The following is a 22261-nucleotide window of genomic DNA, read 5'->3' as shown; positions in this document are numbered from 1 at the left end:
CGGGTTGAAAAAACACCGTTGGAAATGGCGATTGAACGGCGTCAAACCGAAGTTATTCGCAAGATTCAATTAATAATGCTGGATGACTACATTAGGACTCGGGAAGGCGAAGAGGAATACTTAAGTCATGTGACGGTCTGTGGCCAGACTTTGTTTCGCTTTGGTTACTACAGTAAAACTCAAAAATTGGATGAGGCATGGGCACTTAAGGAAATACTGTTGCGTGGGGAATTGAATGAGGAGGACTTTGAACGCATGGGGCAGGGGCCGCTCAGTCAGGGGCGACTTGGCCAAATTGCTCAATTGTCCCATTACCTTAAAAACACTACCGAGAGTCCTGTGTTGGGAAAAATTTAAAATTAAGTCATAAATAATAATTTGCAAGGAGTTGCTGTGCCTTTGTCTCGTTTACCGATTGATTTACAAGCCCGCTTTGTGAAAAAGGGATTTGAAACGGTCCTTGATTTAAGTAATTACCCATTAGATAAGTTAACCTCCGACGAATTTACTGCTTTAGTGGCGGTCTTAGGTCGTAATCAGTTTTTAACACATCTTTATTTAGATAACTGTGGTCTGGCAAAACTGAAACCTCATCATCTTAATGCATTATTGACGGGTTTAAATCATTTAGTAGGCTGCGAAAAAATCAAGCCCTAATCAAGTATCCTAAGAAGTTATTATTAGAATAAATTATTACAGACACCAATATTTTAACTAATAATCTAGTGTAGTATTTTCTTTATTTGAATTCATCTAGGCTCTTTTCATAATTGGGGTAATTTCCATTCCGAAGACCCTTGATTAAGAATTTAAAAAAGCTGTAGACTATTAAGTATGAAACCTCTTGCTCGTGGATATATACACCTGGCAGCATTTTTTATCACTCTTTGTGCATGCACTATACTAATCATTTCCAGCAATGGGGCTTATGCCGTTTTTGCCAGTGTAATATATAGTATAAGCCTTATTGGACAGTATGGCGTGAGTGCGCTTTATCATATCCGCATGTGGAGTCGGCAAAAATATTTATTATTGAGACGCATTGATCATGCGGCTATTTTTGTTTTAATCGCGGGAACAGTAACTCCCATTTGTCTACTTAAGTTAAAAAACACGTCTGGATTGCAGCTTTTATCTATCTTTTGGCTAGTTGCAATAATTGGAATTTGCGTAACGACCCTATGGACTCACGTACCCAAATGGAGTAGATCGCTTCTTTATATTGTGATGGGATGGATTGGAATTCTCTATTTTCCCGAAATTAAATCTTCGCTGGACACAACAAATATCCAGTTATTAATAACAGGAGGAGTTACCTATACACTCGGTGCTTTGATCTATGCTTTTAAATGGCCTGATCCCTTTCCTAGGGTCTTTGGATATCATGAGGTTTTTCATGTTTTAGTTGTCCTGGGGAGTGGGTTCCATTTTTGTCTTAACTATAATATAGCAACTTAATTCTGTATCTGAGTTTCATCATCGATTGGCGAGCTCCCTTTTTCTTTATCATTATTTACTTAATAAATTTAGCAAAAAGATAGCCAATACCTGCTGCAATAAGCACAGAAGTTAATGGTTGTTTTCGAATTGATTTAGAGAGAGTGGTAATTGAATCCTCAATATAGTCTTCCGCTTGATATATTTTCTCCTTGCCTGTTTCATATAAATCAGAGGCTGTGTCACTTATTTGAGTGCCTAACGCATCGATTTTGGGTTGCGTTTCTTTATAAGCCTTTGCAGCCTTTTCTTTAGCTGTATCATATAGTTCGGCTGTTTTGTTTTTTATTTCCTTTGCATTTTTATCAAAATCACTCATGATTATTCTCCTTGAATAAATGGTGCTGAATGAAGTGCACTATATTTAAGCATATTAGGCTTTGGCGTTTTGTCAAATTCCTAAAACGGTAAAACACTGATGAGGTTTCGTTCAAAAAAGGGGTTTTTCATCCGTTATTATAATGATATATCTATCAATTTTTATCAGTTTATGACCAGTCGAGCTGCGATCAGAGGGGTTACGAAAGGTATAAGCAAACCATCAGTGATTCAATACATGCTTGTGGATGATAATTGGGAATATATAATTTTTCCCAACGAACGCGGGGTTACTGATTTAAAAACAAATATTAACGATATTTTGGAGGAATTAGAGATTCGTGCACGTGGCGACTCTCTCCAGGTATATTACAAATCAATAAATGAGAGTTATGGCAGACACCGCGAGGACTCGGGTCAATTTCATCGATTAATAAAAAAACTTCTAGCTCGGAAAAATTTGCTCAAATCAAATAGTAGACTTGCTTTTTTTATTAAAAAAAATCAGCTAAGACTTTTTGCTGGAAGAAAGCGGAACACGGCATCTGGATTCATCGTTTTTTATTGAAAATTGATAGTGCCAGAGTGCACCTGTTTTTGTATCCTTTAGAATATAAGTCCACATATTATGCGTTTTTGTTAAGGCAAATCTTCCATTAGGATCCATGGTGCTAACATGCGATTCAATGTCTTGTTAATAAAATATCAGCAGTAGCTTTGGTGGAACTATGGGGATAATCAAGGTTTTCATTTTTGAGTAAGTGTTGCCCACATTAGCGAACCGTAATGTGTGATTCCCCAATGCCCCGGTTAGAGTTTAAAGTTTCGTTTTTATATAAAGCAATATGTTTATCCTTTACGCTTTTCTTTTAGTGTATAATGTGAAACCAAGAAATGTATTTTGTAGTCAAAAGAGGAAAATATTGTGCCTGGTAGTAATTCGAAACAAAATAGAAACTCAGTTAGTGACAATGACACGCGTCTACTCGAAAAATATAGAGTTAGTTTTAATTCAATGGAGGAAATTAATCATACAGATAGAACATTGTCTGACATTATTGCCCTAAAAGGTTCTTCTCATACCATTGAAGAGTGGCTTACAACTATGGATCCAGCTAAACGAGCTGGCTTTCAAGCCTCAGCAGCTCTTTATATACCGGAAGCTTTATATTTTCTCGAAAGATTGCTTCCTTACATGATACAAATGCGACAATTGCTTCCGTTTTTAGAGGAGGAAGACCGAATTTGGAGCGTTTTAAATACAGATATCTCAACTATTGATGAAAAAGAACTTCAGCAAACATTAGTAGAAAAGGAAAATATTTTAAAGGCATCTGACGGTTCTGTAACTCCATTGGAAATAAAAAAACATCAAGCGGAAATTAGAACAATCAAAGAACTCATTTGGCTTAAAAACGATGATTCTGGAGCAGCAAAAAAACAATTAGTAAAAGATATCTATCAACTTCAATTGGACTCTGCGCAGATCTTAAATCAAGCTTACCAACACCTTCTGGAAATATGGAATGGTTCACTTCGAGAAGGTTGCCCATTGCCGCTTAATCGTTCTGAGAAAGCCATTTCTGATATCAAAAATAATAATATAGAGCAACTTATCAATAAAATAGAAGACCTACAACACCATTCTGGAGTTAGGTTAAGAAAACCAATAATTGGTCGTGAAACGGATAAACAAAGTTTTTTTACGGACACCCATAAAAGAACAAATACACTTTCCGATCCTATGGCTAAGGATGAGGAGACAGAGGTCAAGGATCCTGTGGAGTTATATTTAAAACTCCAACAAAAGCGAATTTGTTTGCTAGACGGGTTTAATAGAGTTTTGAGTTCGGTGGTTTATAATGCTGTGGGAAATGAAGGGATTAAACAATGTGAACGTTATGAATCTGATTATGAAAAAGGGGTCCAGAAATGGCAAAATAGTAAACAATTGCCGGATCCTATCCAAGCTAACGATAATAATATTGCAATAATTGCAAAATGGATTCATAAAAATGTTCTGAATTTACACAGCACACTAACCAGCCAGGAATTGTTGCAAAGAAAAACTAGCTTTTTTGATAAATTTTCAACTAAGAAGTCAGCTATGAGCGCTCCTACTACTCCGCGAGTTACTAAATCAGCATCTTATTCGCAGAAAGAGTTGGAAGAAATCAATAAGCTTGAGAAGAAGATAGCACCTATAGCGGCAGAGTTAATGACCATTAAACTTCCTTTAAGTCAAAAGGAAAGAGAGAACTATGCGGTAATGTGTACAATGTTCGATTCTTTAGTAAAACTAAGGCCCGAGTATAAAACCTTACAGGAAGAAATAAGAAAATTATTAGCTCCGGCAGAAACTAAATCTAAAATGGCGAAAGAATCACAAAAACCTAATTTGGATAATGACCTGGAAATTAATTTTATGGTTTAGCCTTTACAAACGATGCAAGTTTAGCAAGCGTAGGCTGGGCTGAAAAGCCTAGTGCTGATGTTGTGCATTAATCTGAGTCGGGCTTCGTATTCAGTAATGCGAAGTCCAATAACAAAGCTTGTCATTACATCATAGATCCGTGCTGGGCTTTTCAGCCCAGCCTGCGTTTGCTACGCTTGCTTCATCGATGATGTATCAAAACAGGCCGGATATATTTACAAAATAGAAGATAAAATAGCTTATGGATAAATTAACACAGAATGTAATGAATATGTTCGGTGAAAAAGGCAAAGCATGGCTTACCAGTTTGCCGATTACTATTGAAATGCTCACTACTCACTGGAAATTAAAAAATCTTGTTCCTGTAGATAATATGACTTTTAACTATGTAGCTAAAGCAATCACCAATACTGGTCAACCAGTCATCTTAAAAATTAGCTGCGACGAAAAAAGCATTTCAGATGAAGTTCTGGCTTTAAAATATTTTGACGGTAGTGGTTCAATTAAGCTTATAGCGCATAATGAACGATATCATGCTTTACTCTTGCAACAAGCTATTCCCGGTGAAACACTTAAATCACGATATTCATCCCAAGTTGAGTATGTGATGGATTGCTATGTTAATACGATGAGAAAACTTCATAATAAATGTTTATCTAGCAAAAATAATTACCGTCATATCAGAGACTGGTTGATTGTGATTGAGAAACTTACAGATCATGACTGCCCATCCTATTTAGTAAAAAAAGCGGTTGCACTAAAAAATGAATTATTAGCTTCCGCGACTGCCGAGATTTTTTTACATGGAGATTTGCATCACGACAATATTTTAAAAGATAGAGATTGTTGGTTAGCAATTGATCCAAAAGGAATCGTCGGTGATCCAGAATTTGAAATTGCTGCTTTTGATTTTATGTATGTTAATGAACTGGCGAATAGGAATGATGTAAAAAATATAGTTGAAGCGCGAATTAGCCTTCTGGCTCAGAAAGCCCATCTCAATCCACAACGAATTAAAGATTGGGTATTTGTTCGTCTTATCCTAATGGCCGCTTGGCATGTTGAAGATAATAGTGATCCAAGTTGGGCTATAACACTGGCTGAGAAACTCATTACGCCATTATAAAATGAATAATAATCAAATTTTTCCGGCGCGCTATTTGTCTTTCTTTATAAATAAATCATATTTCCGTGACACATTTATCAGCGTAGGCTGGGTTGATAAGCCAGTGCTGATGTCGTGTATTAATCCGTGTTGGGCTTTTCAGCCTACCCTACCCAAAAGGATAATGGTGATGAGATGAGTGTTGATATACCGTTCATTCTCATTCGCCTCATGCGTTCTTTGCGGTTGGAATAGGGCATTGATAAGGTTTTCTGAGTTACTTTTTCTCGGTGTAAATCACCTGGAACTTGCGTTTTCCGCCAAAACCAAATTAACGATAAAATAATTAGATAAAAAAAGTCAATTTGAAAGAAAAGTGTAAAGATACAGATGTGCTCGCTTTTATTATTCTTTTTTAATGTACCATTCTCAAGTACAAGTAAATGAGGTTGAAAGGTATAATGATGACTAAGACACTTGAAGAATTAAGAAAAATCATTAATGAACAAGATGCGGCTTTAATGGTTAAAGCGCAACAGCAACAATTGAGCATCGCAGAGCGACAAGCATTTGAACTGCTGCGAACGAGGCTATCTGATGAAGAAGGAATGGATCAACTTCCTCCAGTAGATACATTACAAAAAATGTATAAGCCTACTCCATCATTTGGACCCAAATCCGTAAACGAGAAGGTTCTTGCTGCTATAATTGCAGATTTTGAAGAACAATTTGGTAAAGAACATGTTCATGGTGAATGTATGTGTTTTCCAGACAATGTAGCAGCAAATGATTTTTTCCAAAAACAGGCAAATAAAGGCCGTGCGTTTTTAGAGCAAGAGGTCAATAAAGACAATTATGCTTTTTCTGATGGTGAAGGGCATTATTTAATGGGGAGTAAGGACGAAATTAACTCTTATTGCGAGAAAAACTCCCTAAAATCGCCATTTAACCCAGAAAAATCCTCTGAGCACGATTACTCACCTGTAATAGCCCCTCAATAATGAAAAAAGAAGCTGACTCGCTGATCTAAAATTCTTACAAAGATCTTGGTTAGCGAGACTACGGGTTAATGTGTTTTAAGATAATGCGGTGGTGATTTGTAACGACATACCCTTAGTAGCCAGAATTTAGTGATGTGGCGCATCCCGACTTCCCTCATCTAGCTCATCTCTTGAGGGCTCTGGTGGGCGTAATGCTCTCATAGCAAGTTTGTAGCTCTCTATTTTCAAGGGGGTGGCGGATGCAGCACCAAGGCCTCCGAATAATGATCGGCTCCTGCTCATTTCACCGAAGAGGTTGCGCACATCAGCATCTTCTACATGGGTGCGTATACTAATTCGCGAAGCGATAGGAATTACCGCAGCGGCGCTCTCAATGGCTGTTGCCTTTGCTCCTGCTCCATGAGAATATTTTTTGCCTCTGAGTCGTGTAATATTATCATGCACCGATTGGTTCACCGGGTCATTAAGCCCGGCTCGAGTAACGGTTAATTCACCATGTATACGATGAGCGTTGGCTAAGCGAGTGTCGAGGGTAGCGCCATCTAACACGTCTTGTCTTGCACGCGCGAGGAATTGATCCATCACGACATCACCAACACCGAAGCGTTTTCCATTGCAGGCGTCAATGAGTCCTTGTAAGCTCCTGAGCTCAGGTAGCCTGTCGCGGGCGGCTCCTAGATGTGTTCGGTGTGTTTCCAGTCCTGTAACAAGTGCACCGAGATCAGCTGGTACGCCTATGGATGCAACTTTATCACTGTTGAGCAAGATATCTGTTAGCAACGGTTGTCCTCCAAGGGTGGGTTGTACTGGCGCAGTAACTGTTGCTCGTAGGGCATTAGCTTCTACCATTGTGTCATAAGCTCTGTTTGCAGTTTCACGTATAGCAGCTAGAGCCGTATCACGGTCGTAGTCAACTCCTCCACACGCAGCGTGTAAGCTTGAGAGCAGACAGGTGGTATGATCTTGTCCGGTCAACGCTTCAAGATCATGAATTTTCGCAACGATAGCGGCGTAAGCAGGAGTCAACATGGCCTCGAGCATTCGTTGTCTCGTCGCAGGGATGGCTGCTTCATAAATGGGCTTGGCTGCCAGTGCAGCCATCAGCTCTTTTTGAGCAGGATTAGCTGCTTCGTAGCTAGGACTAACTGCCAATGCGGCCATTAATGCTCTTTGAATAGGATTGGCTGCTTCGTAGATAGGGTTAGTTGCCAATGCGGCCACCAATGCTCTTCGAGTAGGGGAGGCTGCTTCATAGTCTGGACTAGCTGCCAGTTCAGCCATTAGCGCTCTTTGAGCAGGATTGGCTGCTTCGTAGCCAGGATTAGTTGCCAGTGCGACCATGAGCGCCTTTTGCGTAATGCCAGCTAATGCATAGGACGGCGCTTGCATGATTTCTATCTCGCGTAATGTCCGTGCAGCCTGGGCGAGGGTAATATTAGGGTCCGGTGTCCCGGGGGGGGCTAGACCTGTTCTTCTCGTCAAGCCTCTTATCAAGTCTTTGTATTTTGTCCCTATCTCTCCTTGAAATACTACTTCGTCGCATCTGGGCCTAGTTGTGTCGTCGGGCCTGACGCCTGTGAGAGCGTAATATATGTTGCGTCCCAATATGGCACGGTGGATTATTGATGGAGCAACATTAGCATCTATGTCCATCAAGTTATAGCCGTTGGTGCGTATTCTTCCCTCTATCCCTTCATTGTCCGCATGAGTTTCATCTATGACATGCGGTGGGGAACGTTTAAAGCTCTTGGTATCAGCGACGTGAAGCGTGCCATCGCCTTCAACCACCCAGTTGTCGAGTTTCGCGTCGGGGAAATAGATTCCCGCACCCTCAAGATCTTGTAATCTGGCACACATTTGCGATGCTATCCCCTGAATGCGTTGGTTCAACGCTTTGGCGGCGACAGAGGCTGCTGTAGTGTAGGTGGGCGCTGTCAGAGGGGCTGCAGTAACAGCGATCCTTGCCGCATTAGCTGCGGTGGTGGCTGCAAGGGTAATTACGTTGATCTCTTCTACCGACATCCCATTGGTTAAGTCATGAATCTTGGCGGCTACAGCTGCATCTATATCGGCTGGTATTCTGCCGGCGGCTGTGAGAGTAGCTGCAGTTTCGACAACCGCTGCAACAATGTACTCTTGGCGTCCGCGCTTGGCATAACCACCAGCTCCCCCATTCGCACACAGGGTGGTCACCATTAGGCTTCTCCCAATATACGATGTTAGTGTTTTGTTAGGCGCTAATACCAGGCGAGACGCTGCTGAGGGAGTGCATAATCCAGGTACTGCTGTACGTAATACAGTGTCCATACGGCTTGGGAAGCCAAAACGATATTCGAGTTTAAGTACTTCAGGAGGATCGAGTAGAGGTGGATTTGCTGTGACTCTGAAATTAATTATATTAGCTCCACCCAAAAACGTGATGGTATGAGTGTTAAGAAAGTTTGTCCAACGAGCAACAGCAACTGGGTCTGAGCCGCCGGGGAAAATATGAGGTAAATTAGCGGCTAGTAATCCTGGATTTGCTTTGTATATGGCAAGAACGTTTGCTAACTCTTCTGCAGCAGCATCAGGGAGTTCAGCTATCCTTTGACTCAGAGTGGTTTGTGGTTCGCCAGTTGGTTGGGGGGACTGGCCAGCTGCAGTTAAATGGTTTCTCAGTTCGTCGCGTGCACGAGTTAGCTGTGCACGTAGCTCTGGTGAATTAGTGTAGGTACTACCTTTGATAAGACTTTCAATATGAACAATTTGGCTCTGGAGTGTTCTATCGATAATAATATGTTGAGGACTTCCCGGAGGCGTTGCTGCGTGTGCTGTATTTGCAGCGTCCACCGCAATTCGGAGCTCTATTGCGCGGGTTCGTGCAGAACCTCCCAGCCCAGTCAAATCAATTCGAGTATACATATAGTCACCTCCATTGCAGTCAAAGGGAGGGGATTCGGTTAATTTAAGCCGCATCCTTAAGAACTCAATTCAGTTTTATTGAGCCTTAGACCTTTGATACAAATCCATTATTGAGTGTTTTGCAGTCAAGATGATAATAAATAAGATACTTGAGTTAATTATAAGACACCAAGATCGTTTTTAGCAAATGACATGATTTTAACAAAAGGCATGTTTTTGGGTATGTTCCTTTAACTCGCTATAATTTTAAAAATGAACTATATTTGGGGAGTAGAAAATTTGATTAAAACTAATCGAATTAACCTGATTAATTTAAGTTTTTAAGAAATCAAAACAGGATTTATATAGTTTTTAGGAGCTAAATATGCTTACTAAATTTGAAGAACTTTGTAAAAATTTATATATAGATTCATCAACTCCTTCAGATGAAAGCTTGAGTAAATTAATCCACTGGTGTGAGACTACAGTCAGTACAGATCGGCATTTTGAAGGTGAACTTCAGGAGTGCTTCGCTTCTTATAAGGAGTTAGCATCTGATTTTCTTGAAAATATTCAACCCAATGTTCTTGCAAATAAATTAACGACTCCAGTACCTGCGTTCAAAGACTTGACACCTCTTCAGTTTATTGCATATAACGGCCTGGATATTTATTTAAAAAAATTGAACCCAAGTCGCGAGCAAATAAATAACGAAGCCAATTATACTTTACTCCAACTGGCGGCTGTTCGAGGCAACCTTCATATGACAGAAGATTTGTTATCACTAGGTGCCAATCCGCAAGGAAAGAGCCCAAATGGTAATTCTATCTTATTTGATACCTTAACCCTTCCCGTCGTTTATGATGAAAAAATGAAACAAAATAAACAAGCAATCTATCTCTTGCTAAGTGAACACTTTAAAACGATATTGGAAGAAAGAAATGAGTCTGGTGATTCGATTTTGCATATCATGTGCATATTTGGCTATAAAAAATTAGTTGAAGGTATGTTGGCTCAGGTAAAACAACTTGCCTTTGTCCCTAATAATTTAATGCATTTTCCCATTCATTCAGCCGTATTAAATGGACAACATGATTGTGTTAAATTGCTGCTAGCTGTTGATGGTGTAGGACAGTTGACTGATGCTGAGGGACGCAATGCTTTACATTATGCTGCCCAATATGGGGACCAAAATATGGTCAAAATTTGTCTCTCTTCCATATCCCCGAATTCTCTTAGTACACAAGACCAAACGCCATTAATATTGGCAGCAGCGACAAATAATATGGCTGCAATGCAAGAGTTAATTTCTTCTCATGCTCAAGTTAACATAACAGATAATAATCATAGAAGTGCATTACATTATGCTGTTGAATTAAATAATCCAGATGCCGTCAAACTATTACTTACTGCTCCGGATATCGATGTAAATATTGGTGATTACGAATCGCACAACCCCCTTGATTTGGTTCAAGAACATACCCCAAAAGGTGATGAAATTAGGGAGTTGTTAATTGCCAAAGGAGCTTCAAAAACATCAAAGTTTGAAATTTGAAATAAGGTAGCCCACATTAGCGAAGCGTAATGTGGGATTACCTAACTCTGCAGTCGAAGTTAACTAGTCCACGATTAATAAGCTGATGCATACATAAAACAAATGAGAAAGATGAAATAGGTTGGGGTTATGTTGATCTAAAATTCTTCCAAAGAGCTTGGTTCGTGAGATGAATGTGCCTTAGGATAGTGGATAATATCGTGAAATGTGGCTGCTTGGGGCATAAGATTTCGGTAGCCATGTGGTTGGTTTGCATTAAATCGAATACCTTCGCCGTTCGAGAGCTTGTGCCATCCCCCATCTACTAAAATTTCCATGCTGCCTTGAACCACCACCACATGCTCAATAACTCCATCTTTATGAGGAGGTGATAAATGTTCACAGCCTGGCAACAATTCGATAACAAACAGTTCAAAATTCAATTGTGGATCAAAGGGAAAAAGAGGTAGAACTCGGATTTTTTTATCGTCAGGATGAATAGTTTGTACCTGTCCTGTACGATACACAGCCTCGTTAGATTCCGCGTCAATTTCCTCAATAAACGAAGAGAATGATGCTTCAAAACCAGTTGCTATTTTCCATAAAGTGGCAATGGTGGGGCTTGATTCTTCGCGTTCTATTTGTCCTAGCATCGCTTTGCTAACACCGGTAGCAAGAGCTGCTTTGTCTAAGCTCCAACCTTTTTGTTGGCGTAAATCTTTAAGCGTAGTTGCGATGTGTTTGTATATATTTTTCAAAATCTATTTCCTGAAGATGCTTGTGCGTTATGACGCACAATGATAGCATGGGCTATTATGCGTTATAACGCACAAATTGTAAATTGTCCAAATAAGGAGTTAAGTTATGTCTGCTGAGCTGTTCCAAAACAAATTAGTAGCAGTACTAAACAAAAGTATCGAGCCAGGTAAAGTAATGAATGCCTTAGCCCATATGTGTATTGGTTTAGGCTCAGCTATTGGCCGGGCAGATTTGCGGTTGACTGATTATCACGATGCTGATGGTGGTTCCCATCCTTTTATCTCGGAAATACCTTTTATTATTTTGTCCGAAAATTCGAATAAAATAAGAAAATTACGGCAAGCAGCTTTAGCGGAACATATTTTATTAAATGATTTTACAGACACAATGACAGTTGGCACTTATCAAGAACAAATTGAAAGAACCGGCCAGACCAAAGAAGAAAATCTTATTTATTATGGCATTGTCTTATTTGGGGATTGGGCAAAGGTTACTGAACTAACCAAAAAATGTTCTTTATGGCGATAGGGGGAGTTTTCCATGTCTAATGAAAATAAAATATTAAGCAAAAGTGCTCAAAGGGTACAACAGGCTCTAGCCCAAAAAGGCTTGTCTTTTGAATTGATTGAACTTTCTGCAAGTACCCGTACTGCCAATGACGCTGCAAATACTATAGGGTGTGACGTAGCACAAATTGTGAAATCCTTACTATTTTGTACTGCAAAAACAAGCCAGCCTGTTTTGGTATTGGCAAGCGGCATCAACCGGGTGAATGAGAAAATCATTGAGCAGTGGGTAGGGGAAAAAATTGTTAAAGCAGATGCTGGTTTTACTCGTGAGGTTACTGGCTTTGCTATTGGCGGCGTTCCTCCGGTAGGACATAAACAAACAATTACCCACATTTTTATTGATGAAGATTTGCTACAACATCATGTTCTATGGGCTGCTGCTGGCACTCCTTATGCTGTTTTTAGCTTGAGTTCCAGGGAGATTGAATCTCTAACTCATGGCAAAATCATTGCTATTAAATAGGTTTATCATGCGAAAAATATTTTGGGATAATCCATATCAATCTCTTTTACAAACTCGGGTGGCTTCAGTTGATAATAATTACGTTTTATTTGAAGAAACAATCGTGTTTTCGTTTTCCGGAGGACAGGAAAGTGACCAAGGCTATGTAAATGGACTCGCGATTGTTGATTCTGAGATAGATGGCAATCTTATTTACTATAGACTTCCAGATGGGCATAACCTTAAGCCTGGTGATGCAGTGACCATGAAAATTGATTGGCCTCGGCGGTACAGACTGATGCGTCTGCATTTTGCTGCTGAATTGGTTCTTGAGCTCGTAACGCAAGAGCTTAAACTTGAAAAAATTGGGGCACATATAGCGGAAAATAAGGCGAGAATAGATTTTTGCCTTGATAAAAATATTTCTTTCTTATTTGCAAGCATACTTCGTGATTACAATAAAATCATAGAAAAAGATCGAAAGATTAAAACAGGATTTAGTGATATCCAAACGCAAAGACGTTTTTGGGAAATTGAGGGATTTTCTAGAGTAGCTTGTGGGGGGACTCATGTTAAAAGTACGTCGGAGGTTGGTCTTATTACTCTTAAAAGAATAAATATTGGAAGCGGAAAAGAGCGGATTGAAATCAAACTCCTAGATAATAATTGGGGATTAAATTAATCGGATCAATTAAAATGTCCTGATTTTATCTTGGCTATTATTTGCGGTGATTGGAAAGTTTATTTCAAATAACACGTTCGGAATCGGTAAATTATGATAGAAATTATTAAAGACAATGATTTTACCAGGTTAGAAAGTCTATAGGCCATGCTTTTTTTACACGTAAAGGAGGCGTAAGTAAAGCGCATTACAACTCGTTGAATTGCAATGATACCAGTGGGGATAAGCCTGATAATGTGCAGGAAAACAAACGTAGAGCGTTAGAATATCTGAATCTCCCCATAGAATCGATGATTACTGTGACGATGGTTCATGGCCATGAAGTAGCTATTGTTGATAAGTCGTGGGATGTGACGCAAAAGACGCAATTGATCCCAATAATATTATTGAACCAGATAAATATTGGAGAAAGTGATAAATCACTGGTCATGTCGAGAGGTTCAGAGGGGTTCTGTCTGTTATAAAAATCAATAAGAAAAAAGCATGAATTGCCTATAAGTTATACGATTGTGAATAATAAATCATGGATGGTTTATGTACACGATCAAAAATGAATGAGATAAATATAATCGCGAAAGCCTTACTAGTGATGATTATCATTCTCTATTAAGCATATATCCATCTATGAAAATATTTGAGATCACAAATTGCTTGGCAAGGTGTCCATTCCTTTGATGCAAAGTAGAGAGAAGGTGAAATATGAATTATAATTCGCCATTCTCAATTTAATGGATATTACATATATTATGAAATTAACTGATCTTATAGAACAATTTCCTTGGGCTAATTATCCTTTAGCGCGTCCTTTTGCTGAATTTTTTTCAAAAGAACAATGGAGTGATCTCACTTCCGCCGGGGTGGGGGAGTTAATAAAGAAAAACAAGATCAGTGATAAGAATTTACTCAAATTGCTGAAGGACATTCATGAGGTAGCAAACTATCCGCATGTGATCGAGTCTTTTAAATCTGGTGAGCACTCATTTAAAGACTTAGTCACTTTCCAAGTTGAAGAGATAAGTCAAAAGCACGAATCTTCAGATCAGATAGATGGGAGTGAAATTCAATATCTATTAGTTAATGGATTTGAGAGAAATGTGCTTGATGGATTATTCGCTGCATTGGACTTAGAGGTGGCAGTAGAGCATGTGTGTGTAGCTGGTAAAATATTGGCTCAGCCTAAAATGACACCGGAAGAAAAAAAAGATGAACTTCAAAGTTACTGGAAACTTTCAATATACCCTCATAATCTTTTTTGCAAATCAAAGACATTACCAAGTGAAGTCCTTAATTACTTGGCAGAGGAATTGACCTATGAACAGTTTACATCAACTGCTAACTCAAAAGAATCAGCACTTTTTAAACCCAGTCCTAGCAAGCTCGAATTTGAAAAATTTAAAAAAGAATCTTTAGCGTTAGCATCATTTGCTAATCATTGCTTGAAATTCATAGAGGCAATTGAACTGAGAAATGAGGCCGATAACGGATCAACGTTGGTGATTTAGCCAGCTAGACTGGTGGTTTGCAGCTTGTCGTTTGAGCAACTCTGTGTCTCTACGCCCAGCTGCGTGTCCGTGGTTTCCGGTATTTTAGCGTAGATCTCCTGGATCCCGCGGGCATGTTGCCGCGGGACGTCGGAGTGGAGGGGGCAAGTTTTCAGAGAACTATAGAATATTCAGCTGCTTACAGCGAGAATTATTCTTAGGTTATACCTTGGTTATTATTTGCCATGATTGGCTCAATGCTGTGTGGTACTACAGCGAAAGCTGGCAATTGGGATAACGCCCGGCATCAGGGGCACCACCGACGCCATGACGAGAACGATACAGCTCGTTAAAGAAGGTTTCGTCAAGATCACGGAGTGAAAGCAACGAAAGAGTTAATTGGATAATAATGGTTTTGACTAAATTTTATGTATTCCTAAAAAAGAACAGTATTATAATAAAGTAACAATAAATGTTACTTATTAAAAGAGGTCATCTTATTGTCCAAATATCAGTTACTCGTGATACTCTGTAATTAATAAATCGCTCTTCCCAAGGATGGATAATGATTTTATATAATGCTTCTTCTTCGTATTATTCAATGATTGGTCGTTATGCTTTACTGGAAGCCGGTTTGCCTTTTGAAAGCAGACGTATGGATATTCATTTGGCTAAGGAGCAATTATCTGCTTGGTATATGAATATAAACCCCGCAATGAGCGTGCCTACCCTGGTTGATAATGAACAGGTCCTGACGGACAGTCAGGATATTTTAAAATATGCGGCTACCCATGCCGGGGGGCAGTGGATGGATGGTGATGCAGGTTGTGCTTTAAAAATTGAGCAACTTGTTCGAGAGCATTATTCAATTACAATAGAACGCCTCACTTTTGGCAAAGCCTTGAGCAGTATTCCTCCACTCAGATTTCTCGTGCCCAGGATGTTACGTAATACAATTCACACCTTTGAAACGCAGTTGTCAAATTCTGCTAATCCGGCAGCAATTGAAGCAAAAATCAATCAGAATAAACGACGCCTGGCTTATTTTACTGAAGGAAGTCTTGCGGATAAATTAGAAGTTGAACGCAATCAGGTGCGAAATTTCCTCGAAAAATTACCTACGCCAGCAACGTTCTTGTTCGGCGATAAACCCAGTTCTGCGGATATTGTTAGCGTCGTTTTATTTGGCCGATTAAAAATGATAAGGGAGTATCAGTTAGTTCAGTCTCCTGATTTAATTAATTGGTTTGAACGAATGCAGTTACGTCCCACTTATAGACAGGCTGATATTTGGACTTATTTTCAACCTTGGCGAATTTTGTTAAAACGTTGAATGGTGATGCAAGTCAAACGTAGCCTGGCTGCTTGCAGCCAGGATCTGATAATTCGGCAGATTGATACAGCAAGGTATCTTGGTCGTTAACACACTGTGGCTATGCTTCGGGACGTCGGAGTAGAGTCAGTCGGAATTTTCATCGCAATAGTAGGCTGGGCTGCATAGCCCAGCATGTGTTTTATACGCAAAGGGATTGCTGGGCTTAGCAGCCCAGCCTACGCATAGTGTCTAGATGATGGGCTATTGCGGAGACGATGATACATCTGCTGTGTGAATGATTTCTTCGTTTGAGGCAGTAATTGGAGTGCCATATATCATTCTTGACATTGGGCTCCAGAAGAAAGAAAGTGTCCTTGAAAAGGCATTACTTGTACTCACATTTGCTTTTTCTGATTTTGGATTTTTTTCTTTGCTACGATCAACTATACCGAAATGTTCAATTGCATGTTGTTCTGCCAATCTCAAGAATGAATCTGTTTCAGCAACCGGGGGAAGCGCCTGTGGCCTCTCTTTATAAAATCGTTCTGCCGCAGTTATGATTAATCTGTTAGCTTGCTTTAGCAAGTGCAGTTCATCTACGTCAATTTTTTGGTCAGGAACTAAATGGCGTAAGGCAGTTAAGTCACGGATAAAGATGTGAATTTGCTGAAAAAGTTTTGCAAAATCCTCAACAGTATTAGCAAATCGTTCCTCATAACTCTTAGTAAGTTCTTCAATGCTGAATTTCTCCAGACCTTTTTCAGCTAGTTTTTTATGGATATGAGCTATTTTAATTGCTGATGGATGGTTGGGTAGTCGCTTATACTCTTCAGAATTTATAATTTCATCCAGCCTAACTGAGGAGCTATTTTCGCTGTGATTTAATTGCATTAATAATGAATTAAAGAAATGCATTAAGCGATTATCTGTAGATTCCTGCAAGCAACTAAACTTTTTTTCCAGGCTCTGGGAGTGAAGCACCAGCGTATGGTTTATGCCGGAGGAGCTTAAGAGAAGAAGCTCTGCGACAAACTGTTGAATCATCAAATTATTTGACAAAGATAGTTCTTTAAATTTAGCCAAAATATCAATAATCGCTTGATGCAAAATTTCTTTGTCTTTTTCAAGAGGGCACCAGTCACCCGTTAAGCATTGCTGGCTAACCCGTCGAATCACTACATCAAATGCTTCCAGGACCGTTTTACGAATCACTTCAGAGTCCAGGATGGAGGTTTCTTTATTGGCTATTTTTTTGAGGTGTTCTTCAAGGACTAAGCTTGCTGTATTAATTGTTTCAGCAGGATTTTTTCTTTTGGTATCAAGACCAAAAATTTTAAAAAAATGCCCTTGCATTAATAAAGCTTGCTCTTCATTAACGTAGCCAGGGCATTCTTCAAAGAAATCATTATAAAGGCCATAAGTATGTCCTTTATATAAAGCTCTGCGTTGCTTGGTCAGGCCCATATAAGAATAATGGGTTGAATTAAACGCATCATACCCAATTTGATTTTTGGCAATTGCGGTATAAAGCGCCCGCAGAGTGGTAGGAAAATCGAGCGTGGCTACATTAATTGATTGCGTTTCGCCAGAGTTTCCTGAATATTTTCTGCCTAAAGCGGTATACTGATGAAAGATCTGAGTACCATCATTAAATTCTACGCCCTGCGCGTTTAAGAAATTAAGTAACTTATAGACCATTAATTTTTGGACATGGGTGGTTTTATAATTGTCAGGGGAGACGATTATTCCTTGTTGGGAACCATCATTTCCACTGGAACCTGTCCCGTGATGTCCGGGCATGGAGTAACGAACAAAATTTTGTTTCGCCTTGGAGACTACTTCAGGAAAAATAGGAGTAAATCCCCAATCAGAACGTTCATTTGCATAATAAATTAATTCAGTATTCTTTATAATTTCGGGTAATATAAAAAATCGTTCGTCATACCACGTAATCGGAAAACAATCTCCTGGGACAGGGTCTATACCAAAAAAGTTTATTGATGCATTAGGCAGAGAGGTTTTTAGCTGATTAAACCATTGTTCTTGCTCGTCTTTGGGTATCAAATTAATTTGCGATTTCAGGGGCTCTATAATATCTGGTGTGTTATTTTTGGGGGTACCCTTGTACCTTTGGGTTTGTTGTTCCGCTAACTGCTTCAGTACCTCTTCAAAAGTACCACATGTTGCAATCATTGTTTGTATGGCTTGTAATTCATGGGCTATCAAAATCGATTCAACAGCCCCTCGACTATGAGCAATAATATTGCTTATTGTTTGTCCTCGGGCTATTGCTTTTAGTATTGCCGCCAGACCTTGAGCAATTTTCTCCCCTACATTAGAACCATCGGTATTAGGTCCATTAATTACAGTAATTTCATCAGTTTCAAGGGGATAAGGATTTTTTTCATCTACTTTTTTCGTATTAGTAAGTACTTTGGTTTTAATCAAAGAAGAGACTACACTTAAGGTTTCTCCTTTAGGGTAGTCTTTTACTTCGGCACCCTCAGTATAAGGGGTAGGTTTGGGCGTTTGTTTTAGGTCAGGGGTAAAGTCAGTGAGCGTCCCTGGCATTGCAAGCGTGAATGGTTTTTCAATTTTACTATCCATAGTAAGTTGTCCCTATATTGTGACACCATGACCCATTATAGAGTCCACGAAAGATAAAAATAAATAAGTACACCTCGTTTTTTACATTACAACAGATTAATTTGAACTCTTAATTATTTTTTCTGGAAAATTGGTAGTGAATGGTGAGTAATCAATTTTAACAAAGCAGGGTAAAGTAGTATGAAATTATTGAGGTTCTCTATATATTAATAGATTAGTTAAGTTGATGCCGGTGGGCTGCGCATACCACTGAGGGTTCTTTGCAAGGCTGTTAGGATAAAGAGGTAGCTTATTGTGTTTCACTTTCATTTTTGAGCGTTATGATTAATTATTTACCTAAAAAATGCACTGTAATTTTTCTATTATCCCTAATAGGCATAATACTTACTCACTATAGTGCCATTCTTGCGGCCCTTCATCAGCATTATTTCGTCTATGAGCATGATGCATACATGCATATGGTTTTGGCTTTAAATGTACTTAAAAGTCATCAATGGTATGCGGGCATTAATCCTTTGATTAATGCTCCGTATGGTGCTGATACCCATGCCTGGACTCAGGCAACCATGATTGTTTTGATAGGGGGGACTTACCTTTTTAAACTCTTTTTTCCTTTAAAAAAAGCGCTCTATATCTGGAGCTTTATTTTGCCCATGCTGTGTAATTTGCTGTCTGTCTTTGCGTTACTCTGGTCTGTAAGGCCTTTAAAAACAACAAATAGCCAGGATCTTTTTCTGGTTGCTGCCTTTTTATTAAATCCAGTCATGCATTTTGTTTATCAGCCATTACGAGTGGATTATGATTTTTTACTGGTATCGGTAAGCATTGTCTATTGGGGGTGTTTGTTACGCTTTATTAGTATCGATAATAAATTCTGGGCTTGTATGACTGCTGTTGTAGCCGGTTTGGGAATATGGATAAGTATTAGTTTTACAGTTGTTGTTTTTGTTGGTATGGCCGCTATGTTCTGGTTGTCTTTAGTGCGCGAACAGTTGAATGCCGCAAACGTGTCTCTTTTTTTATTAGTGCTTTGTCTTTCTTTAGCTTTGGTCATACCTCTTGAATATCGCAATTTTTTTACTATCGCCTACGATATAGTATCCGTCGTTTATTTGACCTTCTTTTTGCTGGTATTGGCCTGTTTCATTATTTATAGCCGTTATCTCAAAGGAGCAAAGAATGCGCTTAATCTAATAAGTATTTTAAGTATGGCCGTGCTCTTGTTTTTGATGATGAATTATAATTTTCCCGGATTTTATAAGGGGCCTTATAATGCCGTTAGCCCTTATTTATTAAAATATTTTTTTCCGAATAACGTTGAATTTTATTCCCCCTTTATCATTGATAACAGCTTTGCTTTGGCGCTCTTACTCTATTTTATAGTAGGCGCTGGTTACTGTTATTATTTATATTTAAATCGTGAAATGACCAATCTGCAGGGTCTTATTCTCTTTGGCGCGGCAATTACTTCCCTATTGACTGCTTATATGAATCGTTGGGGAAGAATAGCAACGCCGCTTAATATCGTTTTAATTTCATTTTTTGTGGCCTATTTTGCTAATACAAAAGTGAATCAACTCTTTAAATGGTCTCTCATCGGGCTGCTTGTTATTTTGCCATCCCTCCTGTTTATGATATCGAGAAATCCTGCCTCTGTAGAAACGCAGCAGTGTCAGAAACAATTTGACTCCATGATCGAAGATAACCTGTTAGAGCAACCTCAATTTAGCAGGGACAAGATTCTTTTTATGTCGAGCAACTATGGCCCATTTATTTTATACTTTACTCATTTTGCAGTGGTGGCCATTAACGATCACCATAATCCTATGGGAATAGAAGACACCTTTAATTTTTTTAAGGAAGATGAGAGTGCCGCAAAATCCATGGTTAGACGGAGAAATATTGATTTAATTCTATTATGTAATGCTCCAACTTTTAACCTGGACAAGAGTGACTGGGTCGAGCGAATTCACTTACCCGAAAAATACTCCAAATGGCGTTTGTATCGTCATGTTCACGCCGACTCATAATAAAAATTTAACCTATATTGCTTAAGGATTTGCAATGAGAGACTTAATTCGCTTTTTTATTGCCTGCATGGTGAGTTGCAGTATTCATGCAGGAAAGCCTATGTGGACATTCCTCCCGCTGACTGCAACAACATTGACTGTATCTGCCAACAATTCTGCAACAGTGCAATATACGGTAACCAATCAGTCATTCAAACCACATACGCTTGCTATGCAACCTATCAAGGGTATTAAGCAAATTACTAACGGTTCGGGTATCTGTCCTAATCCATTTGCTTTAAGGTATCTAAAATCTTGTACCCTAACATTGGAAATAGATGGAAGTTTATTACAAAGCAATATAGCAGGAGGTCCTGTGGTCTGTCAGACCGATTCAAAAGGCATACCTAATCCGAACGCATGCTACCAACCTGAGCCGAATAGTAGATTAAACATTACTCGCTCATCAGCCCCTGGTGCAGCAATAATTTCGAGCAGCGTCACCATGTTGACTTTATCTGTGGCTTGTCCAACACCTAGCGCTTCTTGTACTTATTCTAATGCTGCTCTTACCGGAACTTCTCGGCTGATTACAATTACCAATACCAGTTCCACAGCAACTGCTTTAAACGTCGCATACGATGCCACGGGTCTACCTGCAGGGACCAGCATTACACCGGCTAGCTGTGATATTGCCCCGGGAGACTCGTGCCTGTTTACTGTTACGCCAGGGCAAACAGCCAGCACAGTTTCGGGGATCGTAAATATCGTTGGTACTAACACCAATACGCTCTCATTACCGGTGAATGTTTTAACTTATGGTAATGTTTATCAATCAGGATATGTGTTTGCTATAGATGATAGCACTCCAGCTACAACGAGTATTAGTGGAAAGGTGGCTGCATTGGCCGATCAATCCTCTTTGGGTATTCCCTGGGATCCAGGTTGTCCAGGCTCTTGTACTAATCCAATTGCGGCCAATAGCAATTTTAATGGCTCAACCAATACCACCAATATCTATAATGCCATGTCTCTTACTCATGCTGCGGGTACTTATGCTGCTGGGCTTTGTTATCATGTTCTTATTGGTAACTATACTGATTGGTATTTACCGGCTATTTGTGAAACGGGCTATGGCGGTAATAGCTTATCTCCTTGTGGCGATGTCTCAAATCCAACGCTACAGAACATGCAATCTAATTTAGTCGACAATGGTATTGTTCCTCTTACTGATTCTTATTGGAGTTCAACTCAAACTGACATCGATCCGATAATCCTTGCAGATTTCAATATATTTGGTATTGGTGGTAACCAACCGGGGGATGTTAAAGAAACCAGTTATCTGGTTCGTTGTATTAGGATAATGTCTCCATAGGATGTAAGTATCGCCATATTGGGGTTTTGGGAAACGATATTCTGCTCTTTTTAGGCTGTTGTATTTAGTGACTCAAATCGTTTCTATCTTAAATTAATTTTCCACATTTGAACTTAAGAAAAATATGAACCCGGAAGAGGTCCCTGAGTTTGACACATGGTTAATGCTTGGGGGTGATTATAACCGGGTTTATCTGTTCCTACGTCCTGCGGCGTGTCCGCAGGATCCACTGTGGTACTCCATTTATGGATGC

At 39.3% G+C, this 22261-nt stretch carries 19 protein-coding genes; 15 read left to right on the top strand and 4 right to left on the bottom strand.

The window, feature by feature from the left end; genetic code table 11:
* Window positions 1–24 precede the first annotated feature (24 nt).
* The 3 genes from LOX96_RS16445 (at window position 25) to trhA (ending at window position 1458) form a co-directional block, all read left to right on the top strand.
* Window positions 25–357, top strand: coding sequence for a hypothetical protein (locus tag LOX96_RS16445; RefSeq protein WP_250424555.1), 333 nt, complete (start codon window positions 25–27; stop codon window positions 355–357).
* Window positions 358–393: 36 nt separating this feature from the next.
* Complete coding sequence (locus LOX96_RS16440; RefSeq protein ID WP_250424556.1) at window positions 394–657, top strand: hypothetical protein; 264 nt, start codon at window positions 394–396, stop codon at window positions 655–657.
* A gap of 177 nt (window positions 658–834) precedes the next feature.
* Window positions 835–1458 (top strand): PAQR family membrane homeostasis protein TrhA, encoded by a 624-nt coding sequence (gene trhA, locus LOX96_RS17745; protein WP_431606656.1) that lies wholly within the window; start codon window positions 835–837, stop codon window positions 1456–1458.
* Window positions 1459–1513: 55 nt separating this feature from the next.
* On the opposite strand, the gene LOX96_RS16435 is transcribed toward trhA, so the two are convergent.
* Window positions 1514–1816 carry a hypothetical protein gene (locus tag LOX96_RS16435; protein WP_250424557.1) on the bottom strand — a complete coding sequence of 101 codons (303 nt, stop codon included), beginning with the start codon at window positions 1814–1816 and terminating at the stop codon, window positions 1514–1516.
* Window positions 1817–2740: 924 nt separating this feature from the next.
* On the opposite strand from LOX96_RS16435, the gene LOX96_RS16430 reads away from it, so the two are divergent.
* From LOX96_RS16430 to LOX96_RS16420, 3 genes are all read left to right on the top strand, one after another.
* Entirely contained in the window at window positions 2741–4249 is a 1509-nt protein-coding gene (locus LOX96_RS16430; protein WP_250424558.1) for a hypothetical protein, read from the top strand.
* Between the two features lie 241 nt (window positions 4250–4490).
* The gene (locus LOX96_RS16425) at window positions 4491–5375 is read left to right on the top strand and encodes an aminoglycoside phosphotransferase family protein (RefSeq protein ID WP_250424559.1); all 885 of its coding nucleotides are present in this window, start codon (window positions 4491–4493) and stop codon (window positions 5373–5375) included.
* Window positions 5376–5815: 440 nt separating this feature from the next.
* The gene (locus LOX96_RS16420) at window positions 5816–6355 is read left to right on the top strand and encodes a hypothetical protein (protein ID WP_250424560.1); all 540 of its coding nucleotides are present in this window, start codon (window positions 5816–5818) and stop codon (window positions 6353–6355) included.
* Between the two features lie 126 nt (window positions 6356–6481).
* Here LOX96_RS16420 and LOX96_RS16415 read toward each other — a convergent pair whose 3' ends face one another.
* Window positions 6482–9256 (bottom strand): hypothetical protein, encoded by a 2775-nt coding sequence (locus LOX96_RS16415; RefSeq protein ID WP_250424561.1) that lies wholly within the window; start codon window positions 9254–9256, stop codon window positions 6482–6484.
* A 364-nt stretch (window positions 9257–9620) separates the two neighbouring features.
* Between LOX96_RS16415 and LOX96_RS16410 the strand changes: the two genes are divergently transcribed.
* Window positions 9621–10790 carry an ankyrin repeat domain-containing protein gene (locus LOX96_RS16410; protein ID WP_250424562.1) on the top strand — a complete coding sequence of 390 codons (1170 nt, stop codon included), beginning with the start codon at window positions 9621–9623 and terminating at the stop codon, window positions 10788–10790.
* A 137-nt stretch (window positions 10791–10927) separates the two neighbouring features.
* Here LOX96_RS16410 and LOX96_RS16405 read toward each other — a convergent pair whose 3' ends face one another.
* A complete protein-coding gene (locus LOX96_RS16405) occupies window positions 10928–11527 on the bottom strand; it encodes a helix-turn-helix domain-containing protein (RefSeq protein WP_250424563.1) in 600 nt (199 codons plus the stop codon).
* A gap of 106 nt (window positions 11528–11633) precedes the next feature.
* Here LOX96_RS16405 and LOX96_RS16400 point away from each other — a divergent pair, with 106 nt between their 5' ends.
* The 6 genes from LOX96_RS16400 (at window position 11634) to LOX96_RS16375 (ending at window position 16035) form a co-directional block, all read left to right on the top strand.
* Entirely contained in the window at window positions 11634–12056 is a 423-nt protein-coding gene (locus LOX96_RS16400; protein ID WP_250424564.1) for a DUF2000 domain-containing protein, read from the top strand.
* 12 nt (window positions 12057–12068) lie between these two features.
* Window positions 12069–12560 (top strand): YbaK/EbsC family protein, encoded by a 492-nt coding sequence (locus tag LOX96_RS16395; protein ID WP_250424565.1) that lies wholly within the window; start codon window positions 12069–12071, stop codon window positions 12558–12560.
* A 7-nt stretch (window positions 12561–12567) separates the two neighbouring features.
* On the top strand, window positions 12568–13221 hold the full coding sequence (locus LOX96_RS16390) for an alanyl-tRNA editing protein (protein ID WP_250424572.1): 654 nt from the start codon (window positions 12568–12570) through the stop codon (window positions 13219–13221).
* Window positions 13222–13361: 140 nt separating this feature from the next.
* Window positions 13362–13685 carry a laccase domain-containing protein gene (locus LOX96_RS16385; RefSeq protein WP_348645861.1) on the top strand — a complete coding sequence of 108 codons (324 nt, stop codon included), beginning with the start codon at window positions 13362–13364 and terminating at the stop codon, window positions 13683–13685.
* Between the two features lie 282 nt (window positions 13686–13967).
* A complete protein-coding gene (locus LOX96_RS16380; RefSeq protein ID WP_250424567.1) occupies window positions 13968–14723 on the top strand; it encodes a hypothetical protein in 756 nt (251 codons plus the stop codon).
* A gap of 544 nt (window positions 14724–15267) precedes the next feature.
* Window positions 15268–16035 (top strand): glutathione S-transferase family protein, encoded by a 768-nt coding sequence (locus tag LOX96_RS16375; RefSeq protein WP_250424568.1) that lies wholly within the window; start codon window positions 15268–15270, stop codon window positions 16033–16035.
* Between the two features lie 243 nt (window positions 16036–16278).
* On the opposite strand, the gene LOX96_RS16370 is transcribed toward LOX96_RS16375, so the two are convergent.
* Entirely contained in the window at window positions 16279–18624 is a 2346-nt protein-coding gene (locus LOX96_RS16370) for a hypothetical protein (RefSeq protein ID WP_250424569.1), read from the bottom strand.
* A 320-nt stretch (window positions 18625–18944) separates the two neighbouring features.
* On the opposite strand from LOX96_RS16370, the gene LOX96_RS16365 reads away from it, so the two are divergent.
* Window positions 18945–20654, top strand: a complete 1710-nt coding sequence (locus LOX96_RS16365) for a hypothetical protein (RefSeq protein WP_250424570.1) — start codon at window positions 18945–18947, stop codon at window positions 20652–20654.
* A gap of 34 nt (window positions 20655–20688) precedes the next feature.
* The gene (locus tag LOX96_RS16360) at window positions 20689–22008 is read left to right on the top strand and encodes a DUF1566 domain-containing protein (protein ID WP_250424571.1); all 1320 of its coding nucleotides are present in this window, start codon (window positions 20689–20691) and stop codon (window positions 22006–22008) included.
* The last annotated feature ends 253 nt before the right edge of the window (window positions 22009–22261 follow it).

The organism is Legionella maioricensis, from assembly GCF_023618015.1.
Lineage (GTDB): Bacteria > Pseudomonadota > Gammaproteobacteria > Legionellales > Legionellaceae > Legionella > Legionella maioricensis.
Note: the sequence above shows the minus strand (reverse complement) of the source record. Positions and strands in the feature narration are given on the sequence as shown.